Source organism: Flavobacterium sandaracinum (genome assembly GCF_004349135.1).
Lineage (GTDB): Bacteria > Bacteroidota > Bacteroidia > Flavobacteriales > Flavobacteriaceae > Flavobacterium > Flavobacterium sandaracinum.
Map to the genome: position 1 here is coordinate 26,388 of NZ_SMFN01000013.1, position 25,221 is coordinate 51,608.

The 25,221-nt window shown below is 34.0% G+C and carries 24 protein-coding genes and 3 pseudogenes; 23 read left to right on the top strand and 4 right to left on the bottom strand.

What is annotated here, in order from left to right; translation table 11 throughout:
- Nucleotides 1-4: 4 nt before the first annotated feature.
- From E0F91_RS11470 to E0F91_RS11480, 3 genes are all read right to left on the bottom strand, one after another.
- Entirely contained in the window at nt 5-784 is a 780-nt protein-coding gene (locus E0F91_RS11470; RefSeq protein WP_091164870.1) for a CbbQ/NirQ/NorQ/GpvN family protein, read from the bottom strand.
- Nucleotides 785-917: 133 nt separating this feature from the next.
- Nucleotides 918-2,345, bottom strand: a complete 1,428-nt coding sequence (locus E0F91_RS11475) for a cbb3-type cytochrome c oxidase subunit I (protein ID WP_132066662.1) — start codon at nt 2,343-2,345, stop codon at nt 918-920.
- A gap of 11 nt (nt 2,346-2,356) precedes the next feature.
- Nucleotides 2,357-2,791, bottom strand: coding sequence for a c-type cytochrome (locus tag E0F91_RS11480; protein WP_086453129.1), 435 nt, complete (start codon nt 2,789-2,791; stop codon nt 2,357-2,359).
- Nucleotides 2,792-3,097: 306 nt separating this feature from the next.
- Here E0F91_RS11480 and ric point away from each other — a divergent pair, with 306 nt between their 5' ends.
- From ric to E0F91_RS18215, 20 genes and pseudogenes are all read left to right on the top strand, one after another.
- Nucleotides 3,098-3,829 (top strand): iron-sulfur cluster repair di-iron protein, encoded by a 732-nt coding sequence (gene ric, locus E0F91_RS11485; protein ID WP_086455116.1) that lies wholly within the window; start codon nt 3,098-3,100, stop codon nt 3,827-3,829.
- 37 nt (nt 3,830-3,866) lie between these two features.
- On the top strand, nt 3,867-5,978 hold the full coding sequence (locus E0F91_RS11490) for a ribonucleoside triphosphate reductase (protein ID WP_132066663.1): 2,112 nt from the start codon (nt 3,867-3,869) through the stop codon (nt 5,976-5,978).
- Nucleotides 5,979-6,140: 162 nt separating this feature from the next.
- Nucleotides 6,141-6,302 carry an anaerobic ribonucleoside-triphosphate reductase gene (gene nrdD / locus E0F91_RS11495; protein WP_073203594.1) on the top strand — a complete coding sequence of 54 codons (162 nt, stop codon included), beginning with the start codon at nt 6,141-6,143 and terminating at the stop codon, nt 6,300-6,302.
- Nucleotides 6,286-6,975 carry an anaerobic ribonucleoside-triphosphate reductase activating protein gene (locus E0F91_RS11500; RefSeq protein WP_086455118.1) on the top strand — a complete coding sequence of 230 codons (690 nt, stop codon included), beginning with the start codon at nt 6,286-6,288 and terminating at the stop codon, nt 6,973-6,975. The genes nrdD and E0F91_RS11500 overlap by 17 nt, the downstream gene beginning before the upstream one ends.
- A gap of 119 nt (nt 6,976-7,094) precedes the next feature.
- A complete protein-coding gene (locus E0F91_RS11505; RefSeq protein WP_086455119.1) occupies nt 7,095-7,559 on the top strand; it encodes a hemerythrin domain-containing protein in 465 nt (154 codons plus the stop codon).
- A gap of 64 nt (nt 7,560-7,623) precedes the next feature.
- The gene (locus E0F91_RS11510) at nt 7,624-8,058 is read left to right on the top strand and encodes an RrF2 family transcriptional regulator (RefSeq protein ID WP_086455120.1); all 435 of its coding nucleotides are present in this window, start codon (nt 7,624-7,626) and stop codon (nt 8,056-8,058) included.
- A 214-nt stretch (nt 8,059-8,272) separates the two neighbouring features.
- The gene (locus E0F91_RS11515; RefSeq protein ID WP_132066664.1) at nt 8,273-9,175 is read left to right on the top strand and encodes a hypothetical protein; all 903 of its coding nucleotides are present in this window, start codon (nt 8,273-8,275) and stop codon (nt 9,173-9,175) included.
- Between the two features lie 221 nt (nt 9,176-9,396).
- On the top strand, nt 9,397-10,656 hold the full coding sequence (locus E0F91_RS11520) for a pyridoxal phosphate-dependent decarboxylase family protein (RefSeq protein ID WP_086455249.1): 1,260 nt from the start codon (nt 9,397-9,399) through the stop codon (nt 10,654-10,656).
- Between the two features lie 74 nt (nt 10,657-10,730).
- Nucleotides 10,731-11,660, top strand: a complete 930-nt coding sequence (gene nadA / locus E0F91_RS11525; protein ID WP_086455250.1) for a quinolinate synthase NadA — start codon at nt 10,731-10,733, stop codon at nt 11,658-11,660.
- Nucleotides 11,660-13,180 carry an L-aspartate oxidase gene (nadB, locus tag E0F91_RS11530; RefSeq protein ID WP_132066665.1) on the top strand — a complete coding sequence of 507 codons (1,521 nt, stop codon included), beginning with the start codon at nt 11,660-11,662 and terminating at the stop codon, nt 13,178-13,180. Before nadA ends, nadB begins: the two co-directional genes overlap by 1 nt.
- Nucleotides 13,181-13,478: 298 nt before the next feature.
- A complete protein-coding gene (locus E0F91_RS11535; protein ID WP_132066666.1) occupies nt 13,479-14,090 on the top strand; it encodes a TetR/AcrR family transcriptional regulator in 612 nt (203 codons plus the stop codon).
- Between the two features lie 3 nt (nt 14,091-14,093).
- Nucleotides 14,094-15,344, top strand: a complete 1,251-nt coding sequence (locus E0F91_RS11540) for a TolC family protein (RefSeq protein ID WP_086455322.1) — start codon at nt 14,094-14,096, stop codon at nt 15,342-15,344.
- Between the two features lie 26 nt (nt 15,345-15,370).
- Nucleotides 15,371-16,258, top strand: a complete 888-nt coding sequence (locus E0F91_RS11545; RefSeq protein WP_132066667.1) for an HlyD family secretion protein — start codon at nt 15,371-15,373, stop codon at nt 16,256-16,258.
- Nucleotides 16,259-16,261: 3 nt separating this feature from the next.
- Complete coding sequence (locus tag E0F91_RS11550) at nt 16,262-16,630, top strand: cupin domain-containing protein (RefSeq protein WP_243698888.1); 369 nt, start codon at nt 16,262-16,264, stop codon at nt 16,628-16,630.
- Nucleotides 16,630-17,526, top strand: a complete 897-nt coding sequence (locus E0F91_RS11555; protein ID WP_207919046.1) for an ABC transporter ATP-binding protein — start codon at nt 16,630-16,632, stop codon at nt 17,524-17,526. Before E0F91_RS11550 ends, E0F91_RS11555 begins: the two co-directional genes overlap by 1 nt.
- A gap of 111 nt (nt 17,527-17,637) precedes the next feature.
- Nucleotides 17,638-18,372 (top strand): ABC transporter ATP-binding protein, encoded by a 735-nt coding sequence (locus tag E0F91_RS11560; RefSeq protein ID WP_132066669.1) that lies wholly within the window; start codon nt 17,638-17,640, stop codon nt 18,370-18,372.
- A 76-nt stretch (nt 18,373-18,448) separates the two neighbouring features.
- Nucleotides 18,449-19,555 carry an ABC transporter permease gene (locus tag E0F91_RS11565; protein ID WP_086455269.1) on the top strand — a complete coding sequence of 369 codons (1,107 nt, stop codon included), beginning with the start codon at nt 18,449-18,451 and terminating at the stop codon, nt 19,553-19,555.
- Between the two features lie 73 nt (nt 19,556-19,628).
- Entirely contained in the window at nt 19,629-20,750 is a 1,122-nt protein-coding gene (locus E0F91_RS11570; protein ID WP_086455268.1) for an ABC transporter permease, read from the top strand.
- A 153-nt stretch (nt 20,751-20,903) separates the two neighbouring features.
- A pseudogene (locus tag E0F91_RS18210) lies at nt 20,904-21,077 on the top strand (DUF2141 domain-containing protein); the annotation flags it as partial.
- 182 nt (nt 21,078-21,259) lie between these two features.
- A pseudogene (locus E0F91_RS18215) lies at nt 21,260-21,430 on the top strand (tyrosine-type recombinase/integrase); the annotation flags it as partial.
- Here E0F91_RS18215 and E0F91_RS11585 read toward each other — a convergent pair.
- Nucleotides 21,373-22,512, bottom strand: a pseudogene (locus tag E0F91_RS11585) (hypothetical protein); the annotation flags it as partial. The pseudogenes E0F91_RS18215 and E0F91_RS11585 sit on opposite strands and share 58 nt — an antisense overlap.
- A 249-nt stretch (nt 22,513-22,761) precedes the next feature.
- Between E0F91_RS11585 and E0F91_RS11590 the strand changes: the two are divergent.
- The 3 genes from E0F91_RS11590 (at nt 22,762) to E0F91_RS11600 (ending at nt 25,220) form a co-directional block, all read left to right on the top strand.
- Nucleotides 22,762-23,355, top strand: a complete 594-nt coding sequence (locus E0F91_RS11590) for a Crp/Fnr family transcriptional regulator (protein ID WP_086454426.1) — start codon at nt 22,762-22,764, stop codon at nt 23,353-23,355.
- A gap of 7 nt (nt 23,356-23,362) precedes the next feature.
- Complete coding sequence (locus tag E0F91_RS11595; protein WP_132066670.1) at nt 23,363-24,595, top strand: hypothetical protein; 1,233 nt, start codon at nt 23,363-23,365, stop codon at nt 24,593-24,595.
- Between the two features lie 67 nt (nt 24,596-24,662).
- The gene (locus tag E0F91_RS11600; RefSeq protein WP_132066671.1) at nt 24,663-25,220 is read left to right on the top strand and encodes a fasciclin domain-containing protein; all 558 of its coding nucleotides are present in this window, start codon (nt 24,663-24,665) and stop codon (nt 25,218-25,220) included.
- The last annotated feature ends 1 nt before the right edge of the window (nt 25,221 follow it).

Sequence of the window (25,221 nt, forward strand, 5' to 3'; positions counted from 1 at the left end):
TGATTTAAATCATCAAATCACACAAATCTTTCAATGCTTCCACCGTTTGTAAATCATCGGTTAACGGTTCTACAATAGCCACATGAACCGACAATCGTTTTGGAAGACCTGAATGAATAATTTTGGCGGCATCCACTAAAAGTCGGGTCGAAACGGTTTCTGTCAACCCCAATTCGGTTAGGTTTCTGATTTTGTTTCCAATGGCTACCAGTTTTTTGGCGACAACAGGATCAACATTTGTTTCTTTTACCAAAATTTCAGTTTCAATTTTCGTTTCCGGATATTCAAAAGAAACGGCAATAAATCGCTGACGGGTTGATGGTTTTAGTTCTTTAAAACCTCTTTGATAACCGGGATTAAAGGAAGCAACCAACATAAAATCGTCATGCGCTTTCACGGTTTCGCCTAATTTATCTATGAATAATTCCCTTCTGTGATCTGTCAAGGAGTGAATGGCTACAATAACGTCTGGTCGTGCTTCGGCGATTTCATCCAAATAAATAATCGCTCCTTCTTTTACGGCAGTGGTTAATGGTCCATCCAGCCAAACCGTTTCGGCACCTTTTATGATAAATCGTCCAATTAAATCCGTAGAAGACGTTTCTTCGTGACAACTAATTGTGATAATTTTTTTATCCAATTGATGTGCCATGTATTCCACAAAACGGGATTTTCCAGTTCCGGTTGGCCCTTTCAAGAGGAAAGGTATTTTGTTTTTATAGGCGTGTTCAAAGACTTCTTTTTCTTTGCCTACCGCGTGATAATATGGGATATTTACTAACATTTTTTTTTATTTTAGAAAAAAACCAGAACACGATAACTATTGTTTTTTCGGAAATGCAATTCTAAAAAACGGTGGTTAAAGCATTCTGGAAATTTTATTTTAAGTATTCCGTTACACGAAAAAGGTTTCAGTTTTAAATCACTGTTTTTCCTTTTTTCTCACTTGTACCTGTTAGATTTTCAATTATATGGCCATCGATTTTATATCCATCTGCTCTATGTCCTTGATTGTCTGTTTCAAGAGCTTCATCTGTAGGTCTTCCGTATTTGATAAAATCAAAAATAAACAGACCAATTCCTATCGTAAACATGGTAGCACAAATAAGAAGCACTACAAAATGGATACTGATTTCGCTTTGAACAACCATGAAATCCATTTTCATTTTTCGTTCCATATAGACTTGAGCAACTCCGGCAACACCAAAGGCTACGGTCATCCCCAAGATTCCAATATTAGATAGCCAAAAAGCCATCATACCTTGCGAACTTTCGTAACGTTTACGTCCCGTTAAATTGGGTAAAGCATAACTAATCATCGCTAGAACAATCATCGCATAAGCGCCCCAGAATGCATAATGAGCGTGCATTGCTGTCACTAAAGTTCCATGCGTATACAAGTTTGTTTGTGGCAAAGTATGTGCAAAACCAAGTAATCCAGCACCTACAAAAGAAACGATAGCTGAACCGATTGTCCAGAATAAAGCAATTTTGTTTGGATGACTTTTTTCCCCTTTTCTGTACATGTTCACGGCAAATAATGCCATCGCTAAGAAAGCCAAAGGTTCCAAGGCAGAGAAAATACCACCAACGATCAACCAAATTTTATTTACTCCAATGTAGTAGTAGTGATGCCCTGTTCCCAAAACTCCGGAAAGAAAGGTAAGACCAACAATTACGTACAACCACTTTTCGATAACTTCTCTGTCCACTCCGGTTAACTTGATCAATAAGAACGAAAGGATACCTCCCATAATTAATTCCCAAACACCTTCAACCCACAAGTGAACCACCCACCAACGGAAAAATGAATCCATTACCTGGCTGTCAAACCAAATCATTCCGGGTATATAAAGCAAGGCTGCAAAAAACAATCCCATTGATAGTACTAAAGCCGTAGTAGTTTGTCGCTTTCCTTTGAAAAGAGTCCCCAAAATTATGAATAAGAACAGCAGTACATTTACAACTACTAAATAGTCTAATTCTCTTGGAATTTCAAGAAATTTTCTTCCTTCCCAATGGTTGAAGTGAAAACCAATTATGGTAACAACACCAACAATAGCTAAGGATATCAGTTGAACATAAGCCCATTTCACGCTTATTAATTCGCGTTGCGCCTCTTCGGGAATAATGTAATATGCCGCACCCATAAAACCGGTTAACAACCATACTACTAACAAGTTAGTATGCACCGCTCGTGCCACGTTAAAAGGGATAATTTCATGTAATCCTTGAATTCCTATTCGGTCAAAGCCCATGATAAAGCCATAGACAATTTGCAGGGAGAACAAAAGCATGCATAATGCAAAAAACCAGTAGGCTACTTTTTGTGATTTATATTTCATTTTTAAAAATTTTAATTATTTTCTTTAGCTAAAGGGGAAACGATTCGGTCGAAACCATTTAAATCCAATTTTCCAATCCATTGGAAGTAGGCTACCATGGCATTGGCATCCGCTTCATTCATTTTATAAGCTACCATTTTTCGTCCATTTGGTGCCCAAGGAACTGGCGACATCAAAACCGCTTTGATATATCCTTCGCCACGACGATCCATCACTTTTGTCAATTCGGGAGCATAATACCCTCCTTCGCCCATAATGGTATGACAGCCCATACAATTGTTGGTTTCCCAAATTTCTTTTCCTCTCACTACCTCTTTGGTAATCTTACTGTAGTTTGTTTGGTCATTCCTTGGCATGAACGAATAAATGGTCAATCCTATAAAGATTAAAAAGGTGACCAATGTTCCTCCTAAAAAAAATGCTCTTGCCTGTGATTTTGAAAGCATAAGTATCCGTTTTTGTTAGTTAATAAATGTACTCTAATTTAAATAAAGGACAAAAATGTCTTTTATTTGTTTATTGCAAATTAATGTCATTAAAAAAAGCTAAAACATGATAAAAGTCATCTTTTGATTTTTTTTTAAATTGTAAAATTATAATCCATTAAAAAAGACTTACACAAAACACATCTGTCTGACAACTATTAAATTACAAATAAAATTAATTTAAAAAATTAATTAAGGATAAATTTGTCTTTTATTAAAAATAATGATTATTTTTGTCTAAATAAATTTTAATAGAAAACAGATCATATGGAAACTTTAGAGAAAATAACAATCGGAGAATACGTTGCAAAAGATTTTAGAACCGCGGCAATATTTTCAAAATACGGAATCGATTTTTGCTGCAAAGGCAATCGAACAATCGAGGAAGCTTGTGAAAAAAAGAATGTTGATACGGATCAATTAATGGACCAGATCAACACGGTTTTGGCAACCAAAAATGACAGTACTATAGATTTCAAAATTTGGCCTTTGGATTTATTGGCCGATTATATTGAGAAAACGCATCATCGTTATGTGGAAGAAAAAACGCAAATTTTGCTTCCTTTTTTAGACAAACTGTGCAAAGTACATGGTGCAAATCATCCTGAATTATTCGAAATCAATGAACTCTTTATTGGTTGTGCAGGCGAATTAGCGCAACACATGAAAAAAGAAGAACTGATTTTGTTTCCTTTTATCAAAAAAATGGCAAAAGCAGCGCTTACCGAGGAACCAATTGTGAAACCACAATTTGGAACTGTAAAAAACCCAATTGCCATGATGATGGAAGAGCATGAAGCCGAAGGAGATCGTTTTGTAAAAATAGCAGCACTAACCAATAATTATACGCCACCGGCCGATGGTTGCAGTACGTTCCGTGTGACTTATGCTATGCTAGCTGATTTTGAGCAGGATTTACACAAACACATTCATTTGGAAAACAACATTTTGTTTCCAAGTGCGATGCTTTTAGAAAAAAAATTCTCCGAACAAGAATAAAACACTTCAATAACCTAAACTTAAATCATCCAATGCTATGGAAAAATATGTTATCAAAAGAAACGGCGAATACAAACCTTTTGAAAGTTTTAAAATAAAAGACGCTATTGAAAAAAGCTTTCAGAGTGTTTCCATAGCATTTGATGAAATTCTTTTCGAAAAAATTATTCAGGATTTACAATCTAAAGAAACCTGGGCCGTTGAGGAAATTCAGGATTTAATCGAAAAAAAACTTTTTGAAAAACAGTATTTCGAAGTCATGCGTTCCTTTATGTTATTCAGACATACGCGCAAATTGCAACGCGAACATGTGAATGGCTTAAACGAGGACACTACTTACGTTGATAGCACGCAAACCATCGAAGAATATATAGAACAAACGGATTGGCGCATCAATGCCAATGCCAATACCTCTTATTCTAATGCGGGATTGGTCAACAATGTTGCCGGAAAAATTATTGCTAATTATTGGCTCGACAAAGTATATACTAAAGAAGAAGGGTATGCGCATCGCAATGGCGACATACACATTCACGATTTAGATTGTTTGACCGGATATTGCGCCGGTTGGAGTCTGCGGGTGTTACTTAACGATGGTTTTAATGGCGTTCGCGGACGCGTGGAAAGCAAAGCGCCTTCGCATTTCAGAGAAGCTTTGGGACAAATGGCGAATTTTCTTGGGATTTTGCAAAGCGAATGGGCCGGAGCGCAAGCCTTCAGTTCGTTTGACACGTATTTGGCTCCCTATGTTTTCAAAGATGATTTGTCTTTTGAGGATGTCCTGAAAGCCGTTCGCAGTTTTGTTTATAATTTGAATGTTCCAGCGCGTTGGGGACAATCGCCTTTCACAAATATCACTCTGGACTGGATCGTTCCCGATGATTTGAAAACCCAAATTCCGACGAAGAATGACTATCATTTTTTCGAAAATAACTTTGATTATGATCTCTTATTGCGAGCCAGAGAAAGAGGCGTTACAAAAGTAACCGAATTGCGTTACGAGCATTTTCAAAAGGAAATGAACCTCATCAACAAAGCGTATTACACGGTAATGACCGAAGGCGATGCCAACGGACAGCCGTTCACCTTCCCTATTCCAACCGTAAATATTACCGAAGAATTTGATTGGGACGGAGAAAATACCGATTTGCTTTTTGAAAATACAGCCAAAATCGGTTCTTCTTATTTCCAGAATTTCATTGGAAGCCAATATGTTTTGGATGAAAATGGCAATAAAATAGAAAATGAAAACGCGTATAAACCCAATGCCGTTCGCAGTATGTGTTGTCGTTTGCAACTCGATTTAAGAGAACTGTTAAAACGTGGAAACGGACTTTTTGGAAGTGCAGAAATGACAGGAAGCATTGGCGTAGTAACCATTAATATGGCACGTTTGGGTTATTTATTCAAAGGAAATAAAGAAGAATTATTCAAACAATTAGATCGGTTATTATATATTTCTAAATCTACTTTAGAGAAAAAAAGAGTGTTTATCCAAGAAATGTACGACCGAGGTTTGTATCCGTACACCAAACGCTATCTGCAGCATTTCAGGAATCACTTTTCGACCATTGGTGTAAACGGAATGAACGAAATGATTGCGAATTTTACCGGAAATCAAGATGCCATAACTTCATCGTCAGGAATCGAATTTGCATCAGAAATCTTGGAGCATATTCGAAACCGAATGAAAGAATTCCAAGAAGAAACAGGAAATTTATACAATCTGGAAGCCACACCGGCCGAAGGAACCACCTACCGTTTTGCCAAAGAAGACAAAAAACGTTTCCCGAACATTTTACAAGCCGGACAGGGCGAAAATATGTATTACACGAACAGTTCCCAGATTCCGGTGGATCATACCGAAGACCCTTTTGAAGCGTTGTTTTTACAAGACGAATTACAATGTAAATATACCGGCGGAACGGTTTTACACTTGTATATGAGTGAAAAAATCAGTTCGCCAGAAGCCTGCAAACAGTTTGTAAAGAAAGTAATCTCCAATTTCAAATTGCCATACATCACCGTTACGCCAGTGTTTAGCGTGTGTCCGGTTCATGGTTATTTGAATGGCGAGCACGAATATTGCCCAAAATGCGATGAAATTCTAATTGAAGAAAAAAGTTTAATATTTAAAGTTGAGCTATAAAACTTTAAAACCATTAAGAAATTAAGTTCCATTAAGCCAAATCACACTTAATTTTCTTAATTTCTTAATGGTTCAAAAAAATCTCAATTTTAAAATTTTGTCTTTATAGAAAAACTAGTGATGTCAAAACTTTAAACCTTAAACTTTAAACCTTTTAAATATATGAAAACAACAAACCCGATTTTAGAACAAAACCAACATTTGAGAACCAAATGTTTAGTGTACACAAGAGTAATGGGTTATCACAGACCTGTAGAAAGTTTCAATATTGGAAAAAAAGGAGAACACAAACAGCGCACTCATTTCAATGAAGGAAAATGTTAATACTCCCATTTACAGCATAACGCCTTTTACTTTATTAGATTATGCGCATAAAGCAGCTTGCATTCTTTGGTTTGCAGGCTGTAATATGCGTTGTTTGTATTGCTACAATCCTGAAATCGTAATGGGAAAAGGAACTATTTCATTCGAAAAAGCGCTTACTTTTCTTCATTCCAGAAAAAACTTGTTGGACGCGGTGGTTTTTAGCGGAGGCGAATGCCTGTTGCATAAGAACAGTATTCAACTCATAACCGAAGTCAAAAAAATGGGCTTTTTGATAAAAATTGACACCAATGGTTCACGACCTGAAGTCTTACAACAATTACTTGAAAATCAATTGATCGATTATATTGCTTTGGATTTTAAGGCTATGCCCGTTCATTTTGAAAAGATAACACAGTCCAATCTTTTTCTGCCTTTTGAAAAATCGTTGCGTTTATTAGTAGAAAGTGGGCTCCCGTTTGAAGTCCGCACCACAGTACATTCGGATTTGATTGATACGAATCACATGAAAGCCATGATACAGTATTTAGAACAACATAACTATCAGGGAAATTACTATATCCAGCATTTTGTAAATGGCGCGACTACGTTAGAAAAATTGGGATATTCTGTTAAGGAATTGGAAAAGGAAAATCTTTCTACCGCGCGTATTAAAGTACATTTTAGAGGTTGATTCTAAAGTAGCATTGCTGACAAAAGCGTATCTTTAAAAATAAATAAAATTTCACATCAAGTAAGCACCGCACTTTGGGTGCTATACATCCGTTAATTCGGATTTTATATTAACATCATATGATATCAAATAAACCATTAAAAAGAGCTCCGGAACTGCAACCATTAAGTCACGATCATCATCATGGCTTGCAACTGTGTTGGAAAATACGAACGGGTTTTTCGAAGCAAATTGAACCCGATCGCATCAAAAAATATACAGATTGGTTTTTTAAAACGCATTTAAAACCTCATTTCGAACTAGAAGAAAAATACGTATTTCCTATTTTAGGTTCAGAAAATGAGCTTGTAAAAAAAGCGTTGGCGGAACATCGTCGTTTGAAACGCTTATTCAAACAAACTACAGATTTAGAAAAGTCTTTAGGACTCATTGAAGAAGAATTAGATGCACACATTCGTTTTGAGGAACGCATTTTATTTGTTGAAATCCAAAAAATAGCCACCCAAGACCAATTGGCTAAAATAAAAGAAATTCATACCGAAGAATCTTTTACAGAGAAGGACGATGATCCTTTTTGGATTTAAAAAAATAGCCAACACAAAGAATAAAGGATAGCACTTATTTCTATAAATTTGTAAAAAAACAATTATGTTTTCTAAAACCTGTGAATACGGAATCCGAGCCACCATTTTTATAGCATCAGAATCCTATCAAAATAATAGAGTTGGGCTTAGAGATATTGCAAAAAAAATAGATTCTCCCGAGGCTTTTACTGCCAAAATTTTACAAATACTATCGAGAGATAATATCATCCATTCTATTAAAGGCGTAGGTGGTGGATTTGAAATCCCAAAAGAAACCATGAGCCAAATAAAACTATCCCAAATAGTAACTGCATTAGATGGAGATCGAGTTTTTACCGGTTGTGGTCTGGGATTAAGTCACTGCTCCGAGGATCATCCTTGTCCAGTTCATGATAAATTCAAGTCCATCAGAAATGAATTGGCTTTCATGCTCGAAAACACCAATTTGGAAGAATTAGCAATGGGAATAAAATCTGGCGATACTTTCTTGCGGTATTAATAATAAGTAATCTTATATTTACAAAAACTGTTTTGTGGGAAGAAGGCATCCAAAAACATTTGATTGGAGCCGATTTATGGATACTATATACAAGTTATGGAGTATAGCTTAGAAAAACAAAGAACGCAAGAAAATATTTTTGTTGAAAAGGATCAAATTATTTCCTTTTTAGTTACAGCTCAAAGTCTGCTAAATAATCTTAAAAAAAACTATTTTGGAAAATCTATCAAAGAAAATCGAACAAATGATTAAACCTTATTTAGAAATCCAAAAGACATATAAACCCATTTTAAAAATTGAGAATAAAATAGGAGAAGTATTATTGGCTAACCTAAAAGCTACTGAGCAAAATACCGTAATTCAAAAATCTCTAAAAGAAATTTCATCAACTTTACAAAAATCGTTTGAAAATATTAATAAAATATATTCTTCGATGCCGAAATTTAAAAATCCAATTTTTGATAATTTAGAGACTTTTAAAGAACTAGGCGAAAGGTTAAAAGAATATGCTGAAAAAACCCCAGAATATTTTTTACTAATTGCTCAATATGGTTGGTTTATTGATTTAGATTCCGAACTGAATTTCGCATCCAAAATTGCGTATAGAATCCAAAATGATGAAATCGAAAAAGCTAACGAATTATTAGTAGAATATTATAAAACTAATATTGATGAAATATTTAAAAGTCTAATTAAAAGACATCCAAACAGGAAAGAAATTTTTGAAGAAATATTATATTCATTTAAAAACAATAATCATTTCACTCTTATTCCAACAGTTTTAACTCAAGTTGATGGTATTTGCTTTGATTTTACGAAAAAGAAATTTTTCATAAAAGACAATAAACATTTACCCCAAGTCACATCAGAATTAGAAGAGGTTGCTGGAAAATTTTTAGTTCTATATTTATCTCCTTTACAAAATCAAACACCAATAATGGTGAGAGAACAAGATATTCATAAATTTAACTGTCATTTAAATCGTCACGAAATTTTACACGGAATTAATACTAACTATGGAATCGAAATCAATAGTTTAAAAGTTATTTCACTACTAAAATACATTTCAGATTTATTAACTGATCTTGACAACAAAACATTTACAACGCTATCGTAAATGTTTATAAAAGTATATCTTGATTTGGCAAATCCGTTCCGAAAACTTACCTTCTAAAAAATAATTTTCTTGTTTAGCCAAATATCTCTGACTTTATAAAATTTAATGAATCCACGCTATCAAAATTACGCTTATAAAATTTCTATTTTTTAAAACCAAAACATAACATTTATCATATTTTCTGATTTTTTTAGCATGTAGCTTTGGTAAAAATAGTAATCATGCAATTCTGGAAAAAAATCACCCCCACAGAAAGGCAAATTCGCATTCAAAAAGCATTAGGCGAGAATGTGAATTTCTCTCATGATGCCTCCTTGGGGTATCCTGCATCCAAGTTAGATGGAAAAGTATTCAATGAAGAGGTTCAATTTCTAAAAGATGCACCCATTTTACAAACCTATGTTGCCAATCCCAATCATATTGGCTGCCATACTTTTGGCACTTCTGAAAAAGCTTTTAGAGGAACACAGGAAATAGAACGGGAGGTTTTGAATGTGCTCGCCATTGATGTTTTTAAAGCTGAACCCAATTCCTTTGACGGTTATATCGCTCCTGGTGGCACCGAGGCAAATATTCAGGCCATTTGGATGTATCGCAACTATTTCATGAACAAACTGAATACCAGTCTGTCCGAAATTGCTATAATAGCTTCAGAAGATACGCATTATTCCATTCCGAAAGCAGCCAATGTTTTGATGCTGGATTGGTTAAAAATCCCTGTTGATTTCGAAACCCGCGCTATTGATATATTCGCGCTAGAAAATAGCATTATCAATGCTAAAAAACGCGGAAAAAAATATTTTATCGTAGTTTCTAATATGGGAACGACGATGTTTGGGGCGATTGATAATCCGAATGATTATATTGAAATTCTCGAAAAACACGACTTAAAATACAAATTACACATTGATGCCGCTTATGGTGGTTTTGTATATCCGTTTAGCAACAATGCCTCCGAAATCAATTTTGAAAACCCAAAAATCAGTTCCATAACCATTGATGCACACAAAATGCTTCAGGCTCCTTATGGAACGGGAGTTTTTATTTGTCGAAAGGGATTAATCGAAAATGTTTTGACAAAAGAAGCCGAATATGTCGAAGGAATGGATTTGACGCTCTGCGGAAGCCGTTCCGGTGCAAATGCCGTAGCGGTTTGGATGATATTATTCACGTACGGCCCTTTTGGATGGTGTGAAAAAATTCGCATTTTACAAATGAGAACAGAATGGTTGTGTGAACAATTGGATGCGTTACACGTGAAGTATTTCAGAGAACCTTTCATGAATATTGCAACCATTCAAGCCGAATATATTACGCCAGAATTAGTGAAAAAATTCGATTTGGTTCCCAAAAAACACGACGGAAATAATCAATGGTACAAAATTGTAATTATGGATCATGTCGAAATAGACCATTTGATGGCTTTTATAACAGACTTAAAAACTACACTTCAACAGAAAAACGAAATTGTTCCAGTGTGATGCACTATAAAATCCGCTTCTAGAGTTTGAAGTGGGAATGCATAACAAATGATGTTTTTTTTAAAACTTAACTAATGAAAAATCTTAAAGAGCGCATACTGGAATTGAAAAAAGAGAAAAATGCGGTTATTTTAGCCCATTATTATCAAGAAGCCGATATTCAAGATATTGCGGATTATGTGGGTGACAGCTTGGGATTATCACAAGAAGCCATGAAAGTGGATGCCGATATTATCCTTTTTGCCGGCGTACATTTTATGGCCGAAACTGCCAAAATATTGAACCCGACAAAGAAAGTAATTCTGCCCGATTTGAAAGCAGGTTGCTCACTGGCGGAATCGTGCCCTCCGGATTTATTCAAAAAATTTATTGATGAACATCCCGATCACATTGTCATCACATACGTGAATTGTTCCGCCGAAATTAAAGCGTTGAGTGATATTGTATGTACCTCCTCAAATGCTTTGAAAATAGTAGAATCCATTCCCAAAGAAACGCCCATTATTTTTGCACCGGATAAAAATTTAGGAAAATACATTATTAGCAAAACAGGAAGAGACATGCTGCTTTGGGATGGTTCCTGTGTGGTTCATGAAGCTTTTTCGCTGGATAAATTAATCGAAGTCCACAAACAATATCCTGATGCAACTATAATTGCACATCCCGAATCGGAAACACATATTTTGCAAACGGCAAGCTATATTGGTTCAACAGCAGGGATGATTGACTATGTAAAAACAAATCCGAACAATCAATTTATTGTGGCTACCGAAGCGGGAATTTTACATAAAATGCAACAGGAAGTCCCGCATAAAATATTGATTCCGGCTCCTGCAAAAGAGGATAATACCTGTGCTTGCAGCGAATGTGGCTATATGAAAATGAATACATTACAAAAAGTGTATGATTGCTTGCTTACTGAAAGCCCAGAAATTGATGTCCCTGAAAATATTAGAAAAAAAGCCTTAGTTCCCATTGAACGAATGCTTGAATTATCAAAATAATGATTGCTACAAATTACTTAATCGTTGGTTCTGGCGTGGCAGGATTGACTTTTGCCATAAAAATTGCAGAACGATTTCCTGATAGAAAAATCACGATAATTACCAAGTCGAACGAAGATGAATCCAATACAAAATATGCTCAAGGCGGGATTGCCATTGTCACTGACGAAACCGAAGATTCGTATCAAAAACACATTGACGACACCCTCATTTGCGGAGACGGTTTGTGTGATGTTGATGTCGTCAAAATGGTCGTCACCGAAGGCCCGAAACGATTGAAAGAACTCATAGCGTGGGGTGCCAAATTTGATAAAACGGTCAAAGGAAATTTTGATTTAGGCAAAGAAGGCGGCCATTCACGCAACAGGGTGGTACATCATAAAGACCAAACGGGTTATGAAATTGAACGTGCCATTTTAGAGCAAGTCCATCAAAAAGAAAACATAACCGTTCTGAACCATTATTTTGCACTTGATTTGATAACCCAAAACAATCACTGTTTTGGCGCTTATGCCTTGCATGAAAAAACAAACGAAATTATCCCATTCCAATCTGATTTCACAGTGCTGGCCACTGGTGGCATAGGCCATCTTTACGGTCATACGACCAATCCGGTTATAGCAACCGGAGATGGTATTGCCATGGCTTTTCGTGCAAATGCAGCCATAAAAGACATGGAATTCATTCAATTTCATCCTACCGCTTTATATGATGCTTCAGCAGGATCTAAATTTTTAATTTCGGAGGCAGTTCGAGGTTTTGGAGCGTATATGCGTACCCAAAAAGGACTTCGGTTTATGATAAATTATGATGAAAGAGGCGAATTAGCATCCAGAGATATTGTTTCGCAAAGCATTGATTTGGAACTAAAAAAATCAGGAGACGATTGCGTTTATTTAGATTGTACCCATCTCGATTTAGACGCTTTCATAAAGCACTTTCCCATGATTTATGAGCGTTGCAAAAGCATAGGAATTGATATAGCAAAAGACTGGATTCCCGTGGTTCCCGCACAGCATTATTTGTGTGGCGGAATTACAGTTGATAAAAACGGAAAAACATCTATAGAAAATTTATTTGCTTGTGGCGAATGTTCCCGCACAGGATTGCATGGCGCCAATAGATTAGCCTCTAATTCCTTGTTGGAAGCGCTCGTATATTCAGAGAAAATTTATGATTATTTGGCTGATGTTTCTATTGAGAAAAGCCAATTCAATGGGATTATCTCGAATTGGGAATCCGCTGAAAAACCTAAAATCAGTCCGGATTATTTGGCTAAAATGAAAGTCCAATTACAGCTTTTGATGCGTCAGAATGCAGGAATCGTGCGAAATGAATTGGATTTGCCGAAAGCCAAAGAACAGCTTTTACATTGGAAAAATGAAATGGAAGAAGTTAGTAAAACCCATCAAATTAGTGTTGCACTATACGAATTACTGAACATGATTACAATTGGGAATTTAATCGTGCAGCAGTCTATTGATCGGAAGGATAACCGTGGTGGTTTTATGAAAGTATAATACTTATGCAAATCAAAAGCTGATTTTTGCCACCTGAAACTAAATCTTGATAGAAAAATCAGTTGCATGCATTCAACATGTCGCAAGCCCATCTAATATATCAATCTTTTTTGTAAATATTCGGCTTGTTATTATTTTTTTGAAACTGAACACCATTCGTATTAAATGCCTTACGGCATAAATAAAGACTTTATCCTCTTCATTATTATTATTTGTTAAAATATCCTTAAATGGTATTTTAATGAATACTTTTTAATAAATTTGTTAACCAAACGGTTAAACTATATAATTAAACAATATGGATAAGATTAAAACTGAAAATACAGAAACTGAGATATTAATTGCAGCAAAAGAAATTTTTCAGCAAAAAGGTATGGCGGGAGCTAGAATGCAAGAGATTGCAGATAAAGCCAAAATCAATAAAGCCTTACTGCATTATTATTTTAGGAGCAAACAACTTTTATTTGAGGCAGTCTTCAAAAGCGCTTTTTCGTTATTAGCACCTCAATTAAATAAAGTATTGAATGATGACAGTGATTTATTTGAAAAAATAAAAAGATTTACTGAAAGTTATGTTTCGTTTGTAATTAAACATCCTTATTTGCCAAATTTTGTAATTCAAGAATTAAATAAAAATCCAGAGTTTGTACTAAAGCTTCGATCAGAAAAAAATTTTCCGTCTATTAGTAAATTCAAACTTCAGGTTAGTGATGCCATCCAACAAGGAATTATTAAACCAATAGAAGCGGAACAATTATTTATCAATATAATGTGTTTAAATATATTTCCATTTATAGGAGAACCACTTTTAATGGCTCTCGTTGATGTGGACAAAGACAACTACAATAAAATATTAGAAAATCGAAAAACTGAAGTGGCAGAGTTTATTATTAATTCTATAAAAATCTAAGTTATGAAAAGTAAGTTAGTCCTATTATTACTATTTCTATTATCTGTAAGTTCGAATGCACAGGAAACTCTGACATTGGAAGATTGTTATGCATTGGCTACTAAAAACTATCCTTTATCAAAACAAACGGGATTGCTGCAACAAAAATCTAGTTATGAAATTGAGGCACTAAGCAAAGGAAAATTACCAAAAATTGACGTAAACGCTCAAGCAACTTATCAATCCGAAGTAATAGGATTCCCTACAACATTACCTGGTGTTGAACCTTTAAATAAAGACCAATACAGAGCGACTTTAGATGTCAATCAATTAATTTATAATGGCGGTACAATTGATGCAAATGCTAAATTAAAAGAAGCACAGACCAAAATACAACAACAACAAATTGAGGTCAGTTTATATCAGTTAAAAAGTAAAATCAATCAATATTATTTCTCTATTTTATTACTTCAAGAAAAAAGCAACTTATTATTGTCTAAAAATGAATTACTTCTATCTAAAGTTAAAGAAGTAAAATCAGCGGTAAAATTTGGCGCTGTTCTTCCTGCATCTGAACAGGTTTTAGAAGCTGAAATCATTAAAATCAATCAGCAGTTAACGGAAATTAAATTTGAGAAAATAAAGTTACTAAATAACCTTTCTGAATTAACTTTTACCAAAATTGACTCCGAAACAATTTTATTACAACCCGATTTTAATTCTATAAATACAACAAGAACAAGACCGGAAATTGCTTTTTATGATTTGCAAAATCAACAATTAGAGTTTTCTAAAAATGTAATTTCCAAATCTAATCTTCCTAAAATAAATGCTTTTGGTCAAGCCGGTTACGGAAATCCAGGACTGAATATGTTAGATAATTCTTTTCAGACTTTCTATGTGGTGGGCTTAAAAGCCAATTGGAATGTTTTTGATTGGGGTAAAAATAAAACAGACCTAAAGGCATTGGATATTTCAAAAGAAATAGTGACATCAGAAAAAGAAACATTTGAATTGAACAACAAAATGCAATTAGAAGAGCTAGATTATGAAATTAAAAAAATGGAACAACTCCTACTTTCAGATAGCGAAATAATTATAATACGTGAAAAAATCATTAAATCCTCTGATGCTCAAATGAAAAATGGTGTTATAACTTCATCAGAATATCTTACAGAATTAACTAACCTGTTTGAAGCAAAAAATATTTTAAAAACACATGAAGTTCAATTGTCGTTAGCCAAATCGAGTTACGAAATAATCAAAGGAAAATAAAAAAGAATCAGAAAAAATTTTTAAAAATGAAAAAAATAATTATCATAATTCTATCCACAATAGGATTAATTTCCTGTAACAAAAATAGCGATAAAGCCGATGGTTACGGGAATTTTGAAGCAACAGAAATAACTGTTTCCTCCGAAGCGAACGGGAAAATTGAGTTCCTGAAATTAGAAGAAGGAGATGTTTTGAAATCTCAATCACAAGTAGGATTAGTTGATACTTTGCAATTACATTTTGCAAAACAACAATTAATCGCATCTAAAAGTACTGTTTCGTCTAAATCCGCAAATGTAGTCTCACAGAAAAGGGTTTTGCAGGAGCAATTAAAAACCACCAATTTAGAGAAAAACAGAATCCGTAATATGTATGCAGAAAATGCTGCAACCAAACGTCAAGTGGATGAAATTGATGGAAAAGTAAATGTTATTGAAGAGCAAATAAAAAGTGTTGGAACTCAAAATGCACCGATTTTAAGTGACTTGAAATCGATAGATGTTCAAATTGCTAAAATCAATGACCAAATAGCGAAAAGCAAAATTATTAATCCTATCAATGGAACGGTGTTAACCAAATATTCAGAGCCGGGCGAAATAACTGCATTTGGAAAACCGCTATACAAAATTGCAGATATTTCAGAAATGACTTTGCGCACTTATGTTAGCGAAACCCAGTTATCCTCAATAAAAGTAGGACAAAATGTAACCGTAAAAATTGATACTGCAAAAGATATGAAATCATATCAAGGAACTATTTCATGGATTGCATCTTCGGCAGAATTTACTCCGAAAATTATTCAAACCAAGGAAGAACGCGTAAATCTGGTTTATGCCGTGAAAGTGAAAGTCAAAAACGATGGCAGTTTAAAAATTGGGATGCCTGCCGAAATGTGGATAAATCTTAAAATCTAAAAAATGAAAATAATTATCGTAATGGCATCTATGTTTATTTTAATTGGATGCAAAACAACTCAAAACAACTCAATATCAACAACTATGAATTTAAAAAATCTGCACACCGAAAATAAAGCCGTTCAAACTAATGTACTTTTTCAACCTACCGATGGAAAAGTAATTTCACTACAAATTGCCAAAAACGAGCAATTAGCAGAACACATTACTAAAGTTCCTGCTTTATTAGTTTGCGTTTCTGGAAATGCAACGTACAATGATGAAAACGGAACTACTATAAAATTACAATCGGGTGATTATTTCAACATTCCTGTAAATGTAAAACATTGGGTTGACGCTCAGGAAGAAAGTAATTTCTTATTGATAAAATAATGAGCATTTCAGTCAAAAACATATCAAAATCTTACAACAAGTTAAAAGCAGTCGAAAACATTACTTTTGATGTAAAAGAAGGAGAGCTGTTTGGCTTAATTGGACCAGATGGTGCAGGAAAAACAACTATTTTCAGAATTCTAACTACTCTGTTAGTAGCTAATGAAGGCAGCGCAGAAGTGGCAGGTTATGATGTAATAAAAGGGCTGAAAGAAATTAGAAATTCTGTGGGATACATGCCCGGGAAATTCTCGTTGTATCAGGATTTAACGGTGGAAGAAAATTTAGATTTTTTCGCCACTATTTTTGGAACCACGATTGAAGAAAATTACGACTTAATCAAAGACATCTACGTTCAGATTGAGCCTTTCAAAACGAGAAGAGCAGGAGCGCTTTCTGGCGGAATGAAACAAAAATTAGCGTTGTGTTGTGCGTTAATTCATGCGCCAAAAGTGTTATTTCTGGACGAGCCTACCACCGGAGTTGATCCCGTTTCCCGAAAAGAATTTTGGATTATGCTCAAACGATTGCAAAAAAAAGGCATTACCATTTTAGTCTCAACACCTTATATGGATGAAGCTTCACTTTGTGACAGAATCGCTTTGATACAAAAAGGTAAGATTTTAAAAATTGATTCCCCTGAAAACATTATTAATAACTATGAAAAAATAATTTATGATGTACAAGCAAAAAACACACACGGATTGATTCACGATTTAAAAAACTATCCCAATCAATATAGTGTGTATGCGTTTGGAGAATTCATTCATTACATTGATAGAAATGCAGATTTTAATCCAGATGATTTACACGACTATTTAAAAAATAAAAATCACACCGACATAGTGATAAAACCCGCAATAATAACAATTGAAGATGTTTTCATGGACTTATAAATAATTACGAATTATTAATTATAAATTACAAAAGAAATCTGTGAAAATCTGTATAATCTGTGGCTAAAAATATTTGTGCAAATTTGTGCAATTTGTGCTAAAAAAAAATAAATGGATAAAGAAAAAATCATATCGGTACAAAACCTAACCAAAAAATTTGGCAATTTCACGGCTGTCAAAGGCATTTCGTTTGATGTTTATAAAGGAGAGATTTTCGGTTTTTTAGGAGCCAATGGAGCAGGAAAAACAACGGCGATGAAAATGTTGATTGGAATTTCAAATCCCAGTTCCGGAGAAGCTAATGTGGCTGGTTTTGATGTGCATACACAAGCCGAAATGGTTAAAAAAAATATCGGATATATGAGCCAAAAATTTTCAATGTACGATGATTTAACCATCAAAGAAAATATTACTTTTTTTGGCGGAATTTATGGTTTGTCGAGAATACAAATCAAACAAAAAATAGCCCAATTAGTCGAAGAATTACAGCTTAAGGAAGTGGTTAATAATCTGGTTGGTTCGTTACCATTGGGTTGGAAACAAAAGTTATCGTTTTCGGTTGCCTTATTGCACGAACCAAAAATTGTTTTTCTGGACGAGCCCACAGGTGGTGTTGACCCTATTACCAGAAGACAATTTTGGGAAATGATTTACACACAAGCCTACAAAGGAACTACAATTTTTGTAACCACACATTATATGGACGAAGCCGAATATTGCGACCGGGTTTCAATTATGGTAGATGGTGCCATTGAGGCGCTTGATTCGCCAAAAAATTTGAAAGAACAATTCAAAGTAGATTCCATGAATGATGTGTTTTTAAAATTAGCGCGGAATATTGAATAAAAAGATCTACACCATTAACATATTAAGGTTTATTAAGTTTTCTATCTTAATGGTTTAAAAACCTAAAAAGTTTAAAATGAAAAGATTCATCGGATTTGTAAAGAAAGAATTCTACCATATTTTCAGAGATAAACGCTCGTTGTTTATACTTTTTGGTATGCCAATCGCTCAAATTTTACTCTTTGGTTTCGCCATAACAAATGAAATCAATAATGTAAATATTGCCATCTTAGACCAGTCAAATGATGTTGAAACTCAGAAAATTATTTATAAAATAAAAGCTTCCCCCTATTTTAACGTTGAAAACCAAATTGAAAAAGAAAGTGATATAGAATCCGAATTTAAAAAAGGAAAAATTAAGGCAGTACTAATTTTTGAACCTAATTTCAGTAAAAATCTCGAAACAAAAAAAGTAGCCATTATCCAAGCCATCACTGACGCCACCGAACCAAATGTAGCAAATACCATAGCCAATTATACGTCGGCTATTATTCAGAATTATCAATCCCAAAAAAAACAATCCAATAGCAATCAAGTAAAAGTTGAAGTACAATCGAGAATGTTTTATAATCCGGAACTCAAAAGTGTATTTAATTTTGTACCTGGCGTTATGACGGTAATTTTAATGCTGGTTTCGGCTATGATGACCTCTATTTCTATTACACGAGAAAAAGAATTGGGAACTATGGAAATCCTTCTGGTTTCTCCTTTAAAACCATTTCAGGTAATTATTGGCAAAGTATTTCCGTATATTTTTCTTTCGATAATCAATGCAATTGTAATTTTAACATTGGGATATTTTATTTTCAAAATGCCAATTAATGGAAGTATCTTTTTGTTGGCTTTCGAAAGTATTTTATTTATAATTTCCGCACTTTCACTGGGTATATTAATTTCTACCGTTTCTAATTCACAGCAAACCGCAATGATGCTTTCCTTAATGGGATTGATGCTGCCTGTCATTATCCTCTCTGGATTCATTTTCCCTGTAAACAGTATGCCGTTGCCGATGCAGTTGATCAGCGACATCATTCCTGCAAAATGGTTTATTATCATTGTAAAAGCCATCATGCTCAAAGGAGTCGGAATTCAATATGTATGGAAAGAAACGCTGATATTAATTGGCATGACCGTGTTTTTTATAACGTTAAGCATTAAAAAATATAAAATTAGATTAGAATAAAAATTTCAATCGTAATGTCAATGACAATAAAAAAATTAAAAACTTCGCGACTTTGCGACTTAGCGGCCAAAAAATGAAAACAATAGTATTCATCATTCAAAAAGAGTTTAAGCAAATTTTTAGAGACAAAAGTATGCTGCAACTGATATTTATTTTGCCCATTTTGCAATTATTAATTTTGTCAAATGCAGCCACATTCGATGTTAAAAATATTGCTATCACTTTTGTTGATAATGACAAAAGTCGGGATTCAAGAGATTTAATAAACGCTTTTAAAGCCTCAACTTATTTTAAAGTTACAGACTCTGATTTTTCAGAAAAAGAAGCTGTCGAGGAAATGCAAAAAGGAAAAACCGATATTATAGTAAACATTCCGGTTCACTTCAATCGTGACCTGCAAAAAGACCAAGAAGCGAGCATTTCAGTAAATATTAACGCCATTGATGCTGCAACAGCCGGTGTTGAAAATGTATATGTAACACAGATTATAAACACCTACAATCAAAACATCCAAATGCAGTCAAAATACTTCTCCGAAAATAAAGAAGTATCGCAAAACATACTGGTTATCCCCTCTTTTTGGTACAACAAGACCTTAAATTATAAAACTTTTATGGTACCCGGAATTTTAGTTTTATTGGTCACTATGTTAACTTTATTTCTGTCATCGATGAATATTGTCCGAGAAAAAGAGCTGGGAACATTAGAGCAAATCAATGTAACACCAATAAAAAAGTATCAGTTTATTATTGGGAAATTATTCCCGTTTTGGGTGCTTGGTTTAGTGATTTTAACCGTGGGTTTAGTAATAGCCAAAGTTGTTTTTAGTGTTCCCATGTTAGGTAATATCTTTCTAGTTTATGGATTCACAGCCGTGTATTTACTTTTAATTTTAGGATTAGGACTGTATATATCCAATCACACCGAAACCCAACAACAAGCCATGTTTATTGCTTGGTTTTTCATGGTAATCTTTATTTTGATGAGCGGTTTGTTCACACCTATCGAAAGTATGCCTAAGTGGGCTCAAAATCTAACGTTGTTAAACCCTATTCGGTATTTTGTAGAGTTCATAAGAATGGTTCTTTTGAAAGGTTCCGGTTTTTCTGACGTGCTGAATAATTTATTAATCGTCAGTGGCTTTGCAGTATTTGTCAATGGTATGGCGATTTGGAGTTACAAAAAATCAAATTAAAATCTTAATTAACTTCAAAAAAATCCCAACGAAAAAACTTATATCTGCATTTTTCTTACCAACAGTTTCCTATTATTCCTTAAGTCAGCGATTAAAGTAAATGATTTAAGAAATTCTAGAAGAGTTATTCTATTGATCTGATTTAACAAAGAGGATTCAATACCAGATGAGAAATTCAATAGATATTATAAAAAAGAAAGTACAACGATTTCAAATAATTCTTCATCGGCAGCCTTCTTTGATCTACTAAAAGGGAATTATGCAGTGTTTATATTAAACGATGAAAATAAAAACAGTGATAATCAAAAAAATTATTTTGCTTACTGATGGTGTTAGACTTTCAACTTTTAAAAACACAAACCTGACTAATCATCCTAATATTCTTTAAGCAAGTTTGAAGGTAAACGAAAACTAAAAAAACTATTAAAATTATTTATAAATAATGAGTTCAAACTATTTCAATGTGAGATAATCATTAATTCGGCTTTAAACAATTAAATTAGTCAAATTATATTGCCCGGCATACTTTTGCAACCACGGTAACGCTTACAAATGGTGTTCCGATCGAGAGTGTAAGCAAATTGTTAGGGCATAAAAACTTACGAACCACCCAGCACTATGCAAAGGTTTTAGACAAAAAAGCAAGTGAAGACATGAAGATATTGCGAGACAAATTCACTTTGGCTGCGGCCAATGATGCTAGGGTGAGTTTATCAACCGAAGTGGCTTCAGGAACTAATAAAAACGGCGAACCCCAACCCACAGAATCCACATCATAATGATCCAATAGAAAATCGTGTTCTTCAGCAGCTCCTATGCCGCCTTGAAACGTGATTTTTAAATCCAATGGTTGTTCCGGAACATGCATTTCTTTTTGTCCCAATGCTTTAACCATCAACTCATGCGCAGATTGAATCAATTGCTCTTTTTTCTGTTTGAATTCTTCTAAAATCGGTCCCAACAAATAGCCTTCGGTGGCAAAAGCGTGTCCGCCACAATTCAGTCCGGATTCAATTCGATATTCAGAAACCCAAAGTCCTTTTTTAGCTAAAAAATTCCCTTGAATCATTGCCGAACGAAAGTCACTTACTTTCAGCGTGATTTTCTTTTTCAGTGCATTCTTCGCATCCGGAAAGAAGGCCGAAAAACTTTCAAAATAGCTGTATAATCTTGGATTCATCCCAGCCGATAAAACAACTGAAGATTCTAATGTACTGTTTACAAAACCACGCAATGCGGCATGCGCATCATTAAAAATAATTGGTAATTGTTCCTCTTTGATGAAATTATCCTTATCCAATTTGGTCATAATATTAACATCAATATTGCCCAGATAAAGATTTTTCTCCAGATAATTTTTGATATTTTCTTTGAAAGCGAAACCGTCTTCCATCAAGTTTTGCAACCCTGTTTTAATCTCGGATTTGTTGGGCAGCATGGCGATGTAATTTTCCAAAGCTAATTTACTTTCGGATAATTCTGTTTTAAAATTTTCGAATTTTTCCTTCACGATTTTGTCAACCAAATTCAAATAAGAAGTAATGCGTTCTGCGCGATAATCATGTATTTTTTGGGTAATTTCCTGATACGGAAAATCAAATTTCTTGCTGTAAAAAGCATTCATTTTTTCGATAAGCTCATCATCCATAATTGAAATAACGGATGAAATTCCATACTTCGCCACTCGTATCGGACTATCAATCGTATAAGCAAGTCCCATAACCGGGATATGAAAAGTATGGAGTGGTTTAAGTGTTGTCATGCTAAAATGATTTAAATAAATAAACCACAAAAGTCGAGAAACTAAAAACTGATAAATATCATACGCTATGATACTTTAATAAGATACTTTAGCCATTTTAGGTCCTGTTTTAAGATTATTTCAAAAACAATACATTTTACACTTTTCTAGTATGATTTCAATCATAATATTGTTAAATTTATAGAAATTATATTTGTAGCAATTGCAAATATGCGTCCTAAAAAACACATTCTTAAATCCACTTTAATTATGCAAATAGACATAGATTTACTTTTTTCTTGGGGCGCTGTTGCGAAAAAATACAAAAAAAACGAAGTAGTTTTTAATGAAGATGAAGTGGCCCATTTTTATTATCAAATTATTGATGGAAGCGTGAGAATGTTCAATTCAAATGACGAAGGAAAAGAGTTCACACAAGGACTTTTTTGTAAAGGAGAGAGTTTTGGCGAACCTCCATTGTTTATTGACCAACCGTATCCCTCGAAAGCAGTTTGCCTTCAAGATTGCACCATTATGAAGCTATCAAAAGATAAATTTTTAAAAATTCTTGATGAATATCCTTTAATTCAAAAATCATTTTTGGTTTTACTTGCCAATAAAATTCATTCAAAATCCAATACTTCAAAAGAGATCATCAACCAGAAACCAGAGTTTAGAATTCTTGCTTTTTTGAACACACACAAAAGAAAATCGGAATGTAATGACCAAAAAGTATTAATTCCTTACACACGTCAGGAAATTGCAAATTTTACCGGTTTGAGAGTCGAAACGGTGATTCGGGTTTTTTCGAAAATGAATGATTGCAACAAAGTTGACATCATCAATCACAAAATATTTTATTAAAAAAAATATGAAATTAAACATACAATTCTGGCTAAAATTTTCGTTGCTAAATCTATGTATTGTAGCCTCGCTTGGGGTTTTAATGCGTTATAAAATTGGTTTTGAATTTCCTTATTTCAATCAAAAAAACATCTTACATTCCCATTCCCATTTTGCATTTTCAGGATGGATCACACATACTTTGATGACATTGATGACATATTATCTTCAGGAAAAAATCACTGATTTTCAAGCAAATAAATATCAAAAAATAATCATAGCCAATCTAATTTGTTCTTATGGAATGCTGATTTTTTTTATTATTCAGGGATACGGAATGATTTCCATATTTTTCTCAACGGCATCGATCTTGGTTTCTTATGTTTTTGGTTATTATTACATCAAAGATTTAAAAAAACTGGATACCGATTTCGCTGCTATTAATTGGTTTAAAGCCGCCATAGTTTTCAACATTATTTCCTCTTTTGGGACTTTTTACTTGGCTTACATGATGGCCAGTAAAAATGTCATTCAGGATTTATATTTAGCATCTATTTATTATTTTCTACATTTTCAATATAACGGTTGGTTTTTCTTTGGTTGTATCGGTTTGTTTTTTGGCTTTTTAAATCTAAAAAAATCAGAACATTCCTTTTACGAAACTTCCTTTAAGCTGTTTGCTGTTTCTTGTATTCCTGCCTATTTTTTGTCCACACTTTGGTTGGATTTACCCGTTTGGCTTTACACAATCTCTGTCTTTGCAGCAATAATTCAGGTTTTTGCATGGTTTAAACTTCTTTTAATTTTAATACAAAAACAAAAAGAGTATCTGAAAAATTCCGCTTCATTGTTACGCTATATTTTGCTCTTTTCCTGTTTGGCATTAAGCATAAAATTCATTCTGCAATTGGGTTCAACAATCCCATCTTTAAGCCAGCTTGCCTTTGGTTTCAGACCAATTGTAATCGCCTATTTACACTTGGTTTTATTGGCGGTAATCACGTTGTTCTTGTTGTTTTACATCTATGCCAGTCATCTGATTATTATCAATAAAAAGATAAAAATTGGCTTGGTTCTATTTTCCGTTGGCGTTCTATTAAACGAGTTGGTTCTCGCCATTCAAGGTGTTGCATCATTCACTTATACTATTATTCCGTATGTGAATGAACTTCTTTTCGTTGTCGCCTTACTCTTGCTTTTAGGAATTGGGTTTACTACTTATTTTTCTATCAAAAAAGTTAAAAACAACCCGCCTTTATGATTGAACGCATAGAATAAACAATTGATAATTAAGTACTTTGCTATATAAAACCAAAGTAACCTTAATTATGAAAAAATCAATTCAATTAGTAGCCGTCGTTTGTTTCTTTACCATTTTTGGTTGTAAACAAAATAGCGAAGCTCCATCTGAAACAACAACAGAAAATACAGCAACCCAAGGTCCTGGACAGTCTGCCGTGGTTGACGAAGCTTCTAGTCCAAATATCGTTCAGACAGCCTCCGGAAGCAAAGATCACTCCACACTTGTAACAGCCGTAAAAGCAGCAGGATTAGTGGATGTATTGAGCAATGCCGGACCGTTTACCGTTTTTGCACCAACAAACGCTGCCTTTGATAAACTCCCAAAAGGAACCGTTGAAGGATTATTAGAATCTGGAAAAAAAGATGATTTGAAAAACATATTAGAGTATCATACTTACGTAGGAAATCTAAAAACAGAGTACATGCAAGACGGGCAGGAATATGAACAAGTAAATGCCGGAAAAATAAAAATCACCAAAGTAGGTGATAAAGTATTTGTAAATGGTTCCGAAATAGTAACTTCAATCCCAACATCAAACGGAATTATACACGTAATTAATGATGTTTTACTTCCAAAAAAATAAT

Coding starts and splice junctions, on each gene's coding strand:
- E0F91_RS11470 (WP_091164870.1), bottom strand. CDS start 784: ATGTTAGTAAATATCCCATATTATCACGCGGTAGGCAAAGAAAAAGAA.
- E0F91_RS11475 (WP_132066662.1), bottom strand. CDS start 2,345: ATGAAATATAAATCACAAAAAGTAGCCTACTGGTTTTTTGCATTATGC.
- E0F91_RS11480 (WP_086453129.1), bottom strand. CDS start 2,791: ATGCTTTCAAAATCACAGGCAAGAGCATTTTTTTTAGGAGGAACATTG.
- ric (WP_086455116.1), top strand. CDS start 3,098: ATGGAAACTTTAGAGAAAATAACAATCGGAGAATACGTTGCAAAAGAT.
- E0F91_RS11490 (WP_132066663.1), top strand. CDS start 3,867: ATGGAAAAATATGTTATCAAAAGAAACGGCGAATACAAACCTTTTGAA.
- nrdD (WP_073203594.1), top strand. CDS start 6,141: ATGAAAACAACAAACCCGATTTTAGAACAAAACCAACATTTGAGAACC.
- E0F91_RS11500 (WP_086455118.1), top strand. CDS start 6,286: ATGAAGGAAAATGTTAATACTCCCATTTACAGCATAACGCCTTTTACT.
- E0F91_RS11505 (WP_086455119.1), top strand. CDS start 7,095: ATGATATCAAATAAACCATTAAAAAGAGCTCCGGAACTGCAACCATTA.
- E0F91_RS11510 (WP_086455120.1), top strand. CDS start 7,624: ATGTTTTCTAAAACCTGTGAATACGGAATCCGAGCCACCATTTTTATA.
- E0F91_RS11520 (WP_086455249.1), top strand. CDS start 9,397: ATGCAATTCTGGAAAAAAATCACCCCCACAGAAAGGCAAATTCGCATT.
- nadA (WP_086455250.1), top strand. CDS start 10,731: ATGAAAAATCTTAAAGAGCGCATACTGGAATTGAAAAAAGAGAAAAAT.
- nadB (WP_132066665.1), top strand. CDS start 11,660: ATGATTGCTACAAATTACTTAATCGTTGGTTCTGGCGTGGCAGGATTG.
- E0F91_RS11535 (WP_132066666.1), top strand. CDS start 13,479: ATGGATAAGATTAAAACTGAAAATACAGAAACTGAGATATTAATTGCA.
- E0F91_RS11540 (WP_086455322.1), top strand. CDS start 14,094: ATGAAAAGTAAGTTAGTCCTATTATTACTATTTCTATTATCTGTAAGT.
- E0F91_RS11545 (WP_132066667.1), top strand. CDS start 15,371: ATGAAAAAAATAATTATCATAATTCTATCCACAATAGGATTAATTTCC.
- E0F91_RS11550 (WP_243698888.1), top strand. CDS start 16,262: ATGAAAATAATTATCGTAATGGCATCTATGTTTATTTTAATTGGATGC.
- E0F91_RS11555 (WP_207919046.1), top strand. CDS start 16,630: ATGAGCATTTCAGTCAAAAACATATCAAAATCTTACAACAAGTTAAAA.
- E0F91_RS11560 (WP_132066669.1), top strand. CDS start 17,638: ATGGATAAAGAAAAAATCATATCGGTACAAAACCTAACCAAAAAATTT.
- E0F91_RS11565 (WP_086455269.1), top strand. CDS start 18,449: ATGAAAAGATTCATCGGATTTGTAAAGAAAGAATTCTACCATATTTTC.
- E0F91_RS11570 (WP_086455268.1), top strand. CDS start 19,629: ATGAAAACAATAGTATTCATCATTCAAAAAGAGTTTAAGCAAATTTTT.
- E0F91_RS11590 (WP_086454426.1), top strand. CDS start 22,762: ATGCAAATAGACATAGATTTACTTTTTTCTTGGGGCGCTGTTGCGAAA.
- E0F91_RS11595 (WP_132066670.1), top strand. CDS start 23,363: ATGAAATTAAACATACAATTCTGGCTAAAATTTTCGTTGCTAAATCTA.
- E0F91_RS11600 (WP_132066671.1), top strand. CDS start 24,663: ATGAAAAAATCAATTCAATTAGTAGCCGTCGTTTGTTTCTTTACCATT.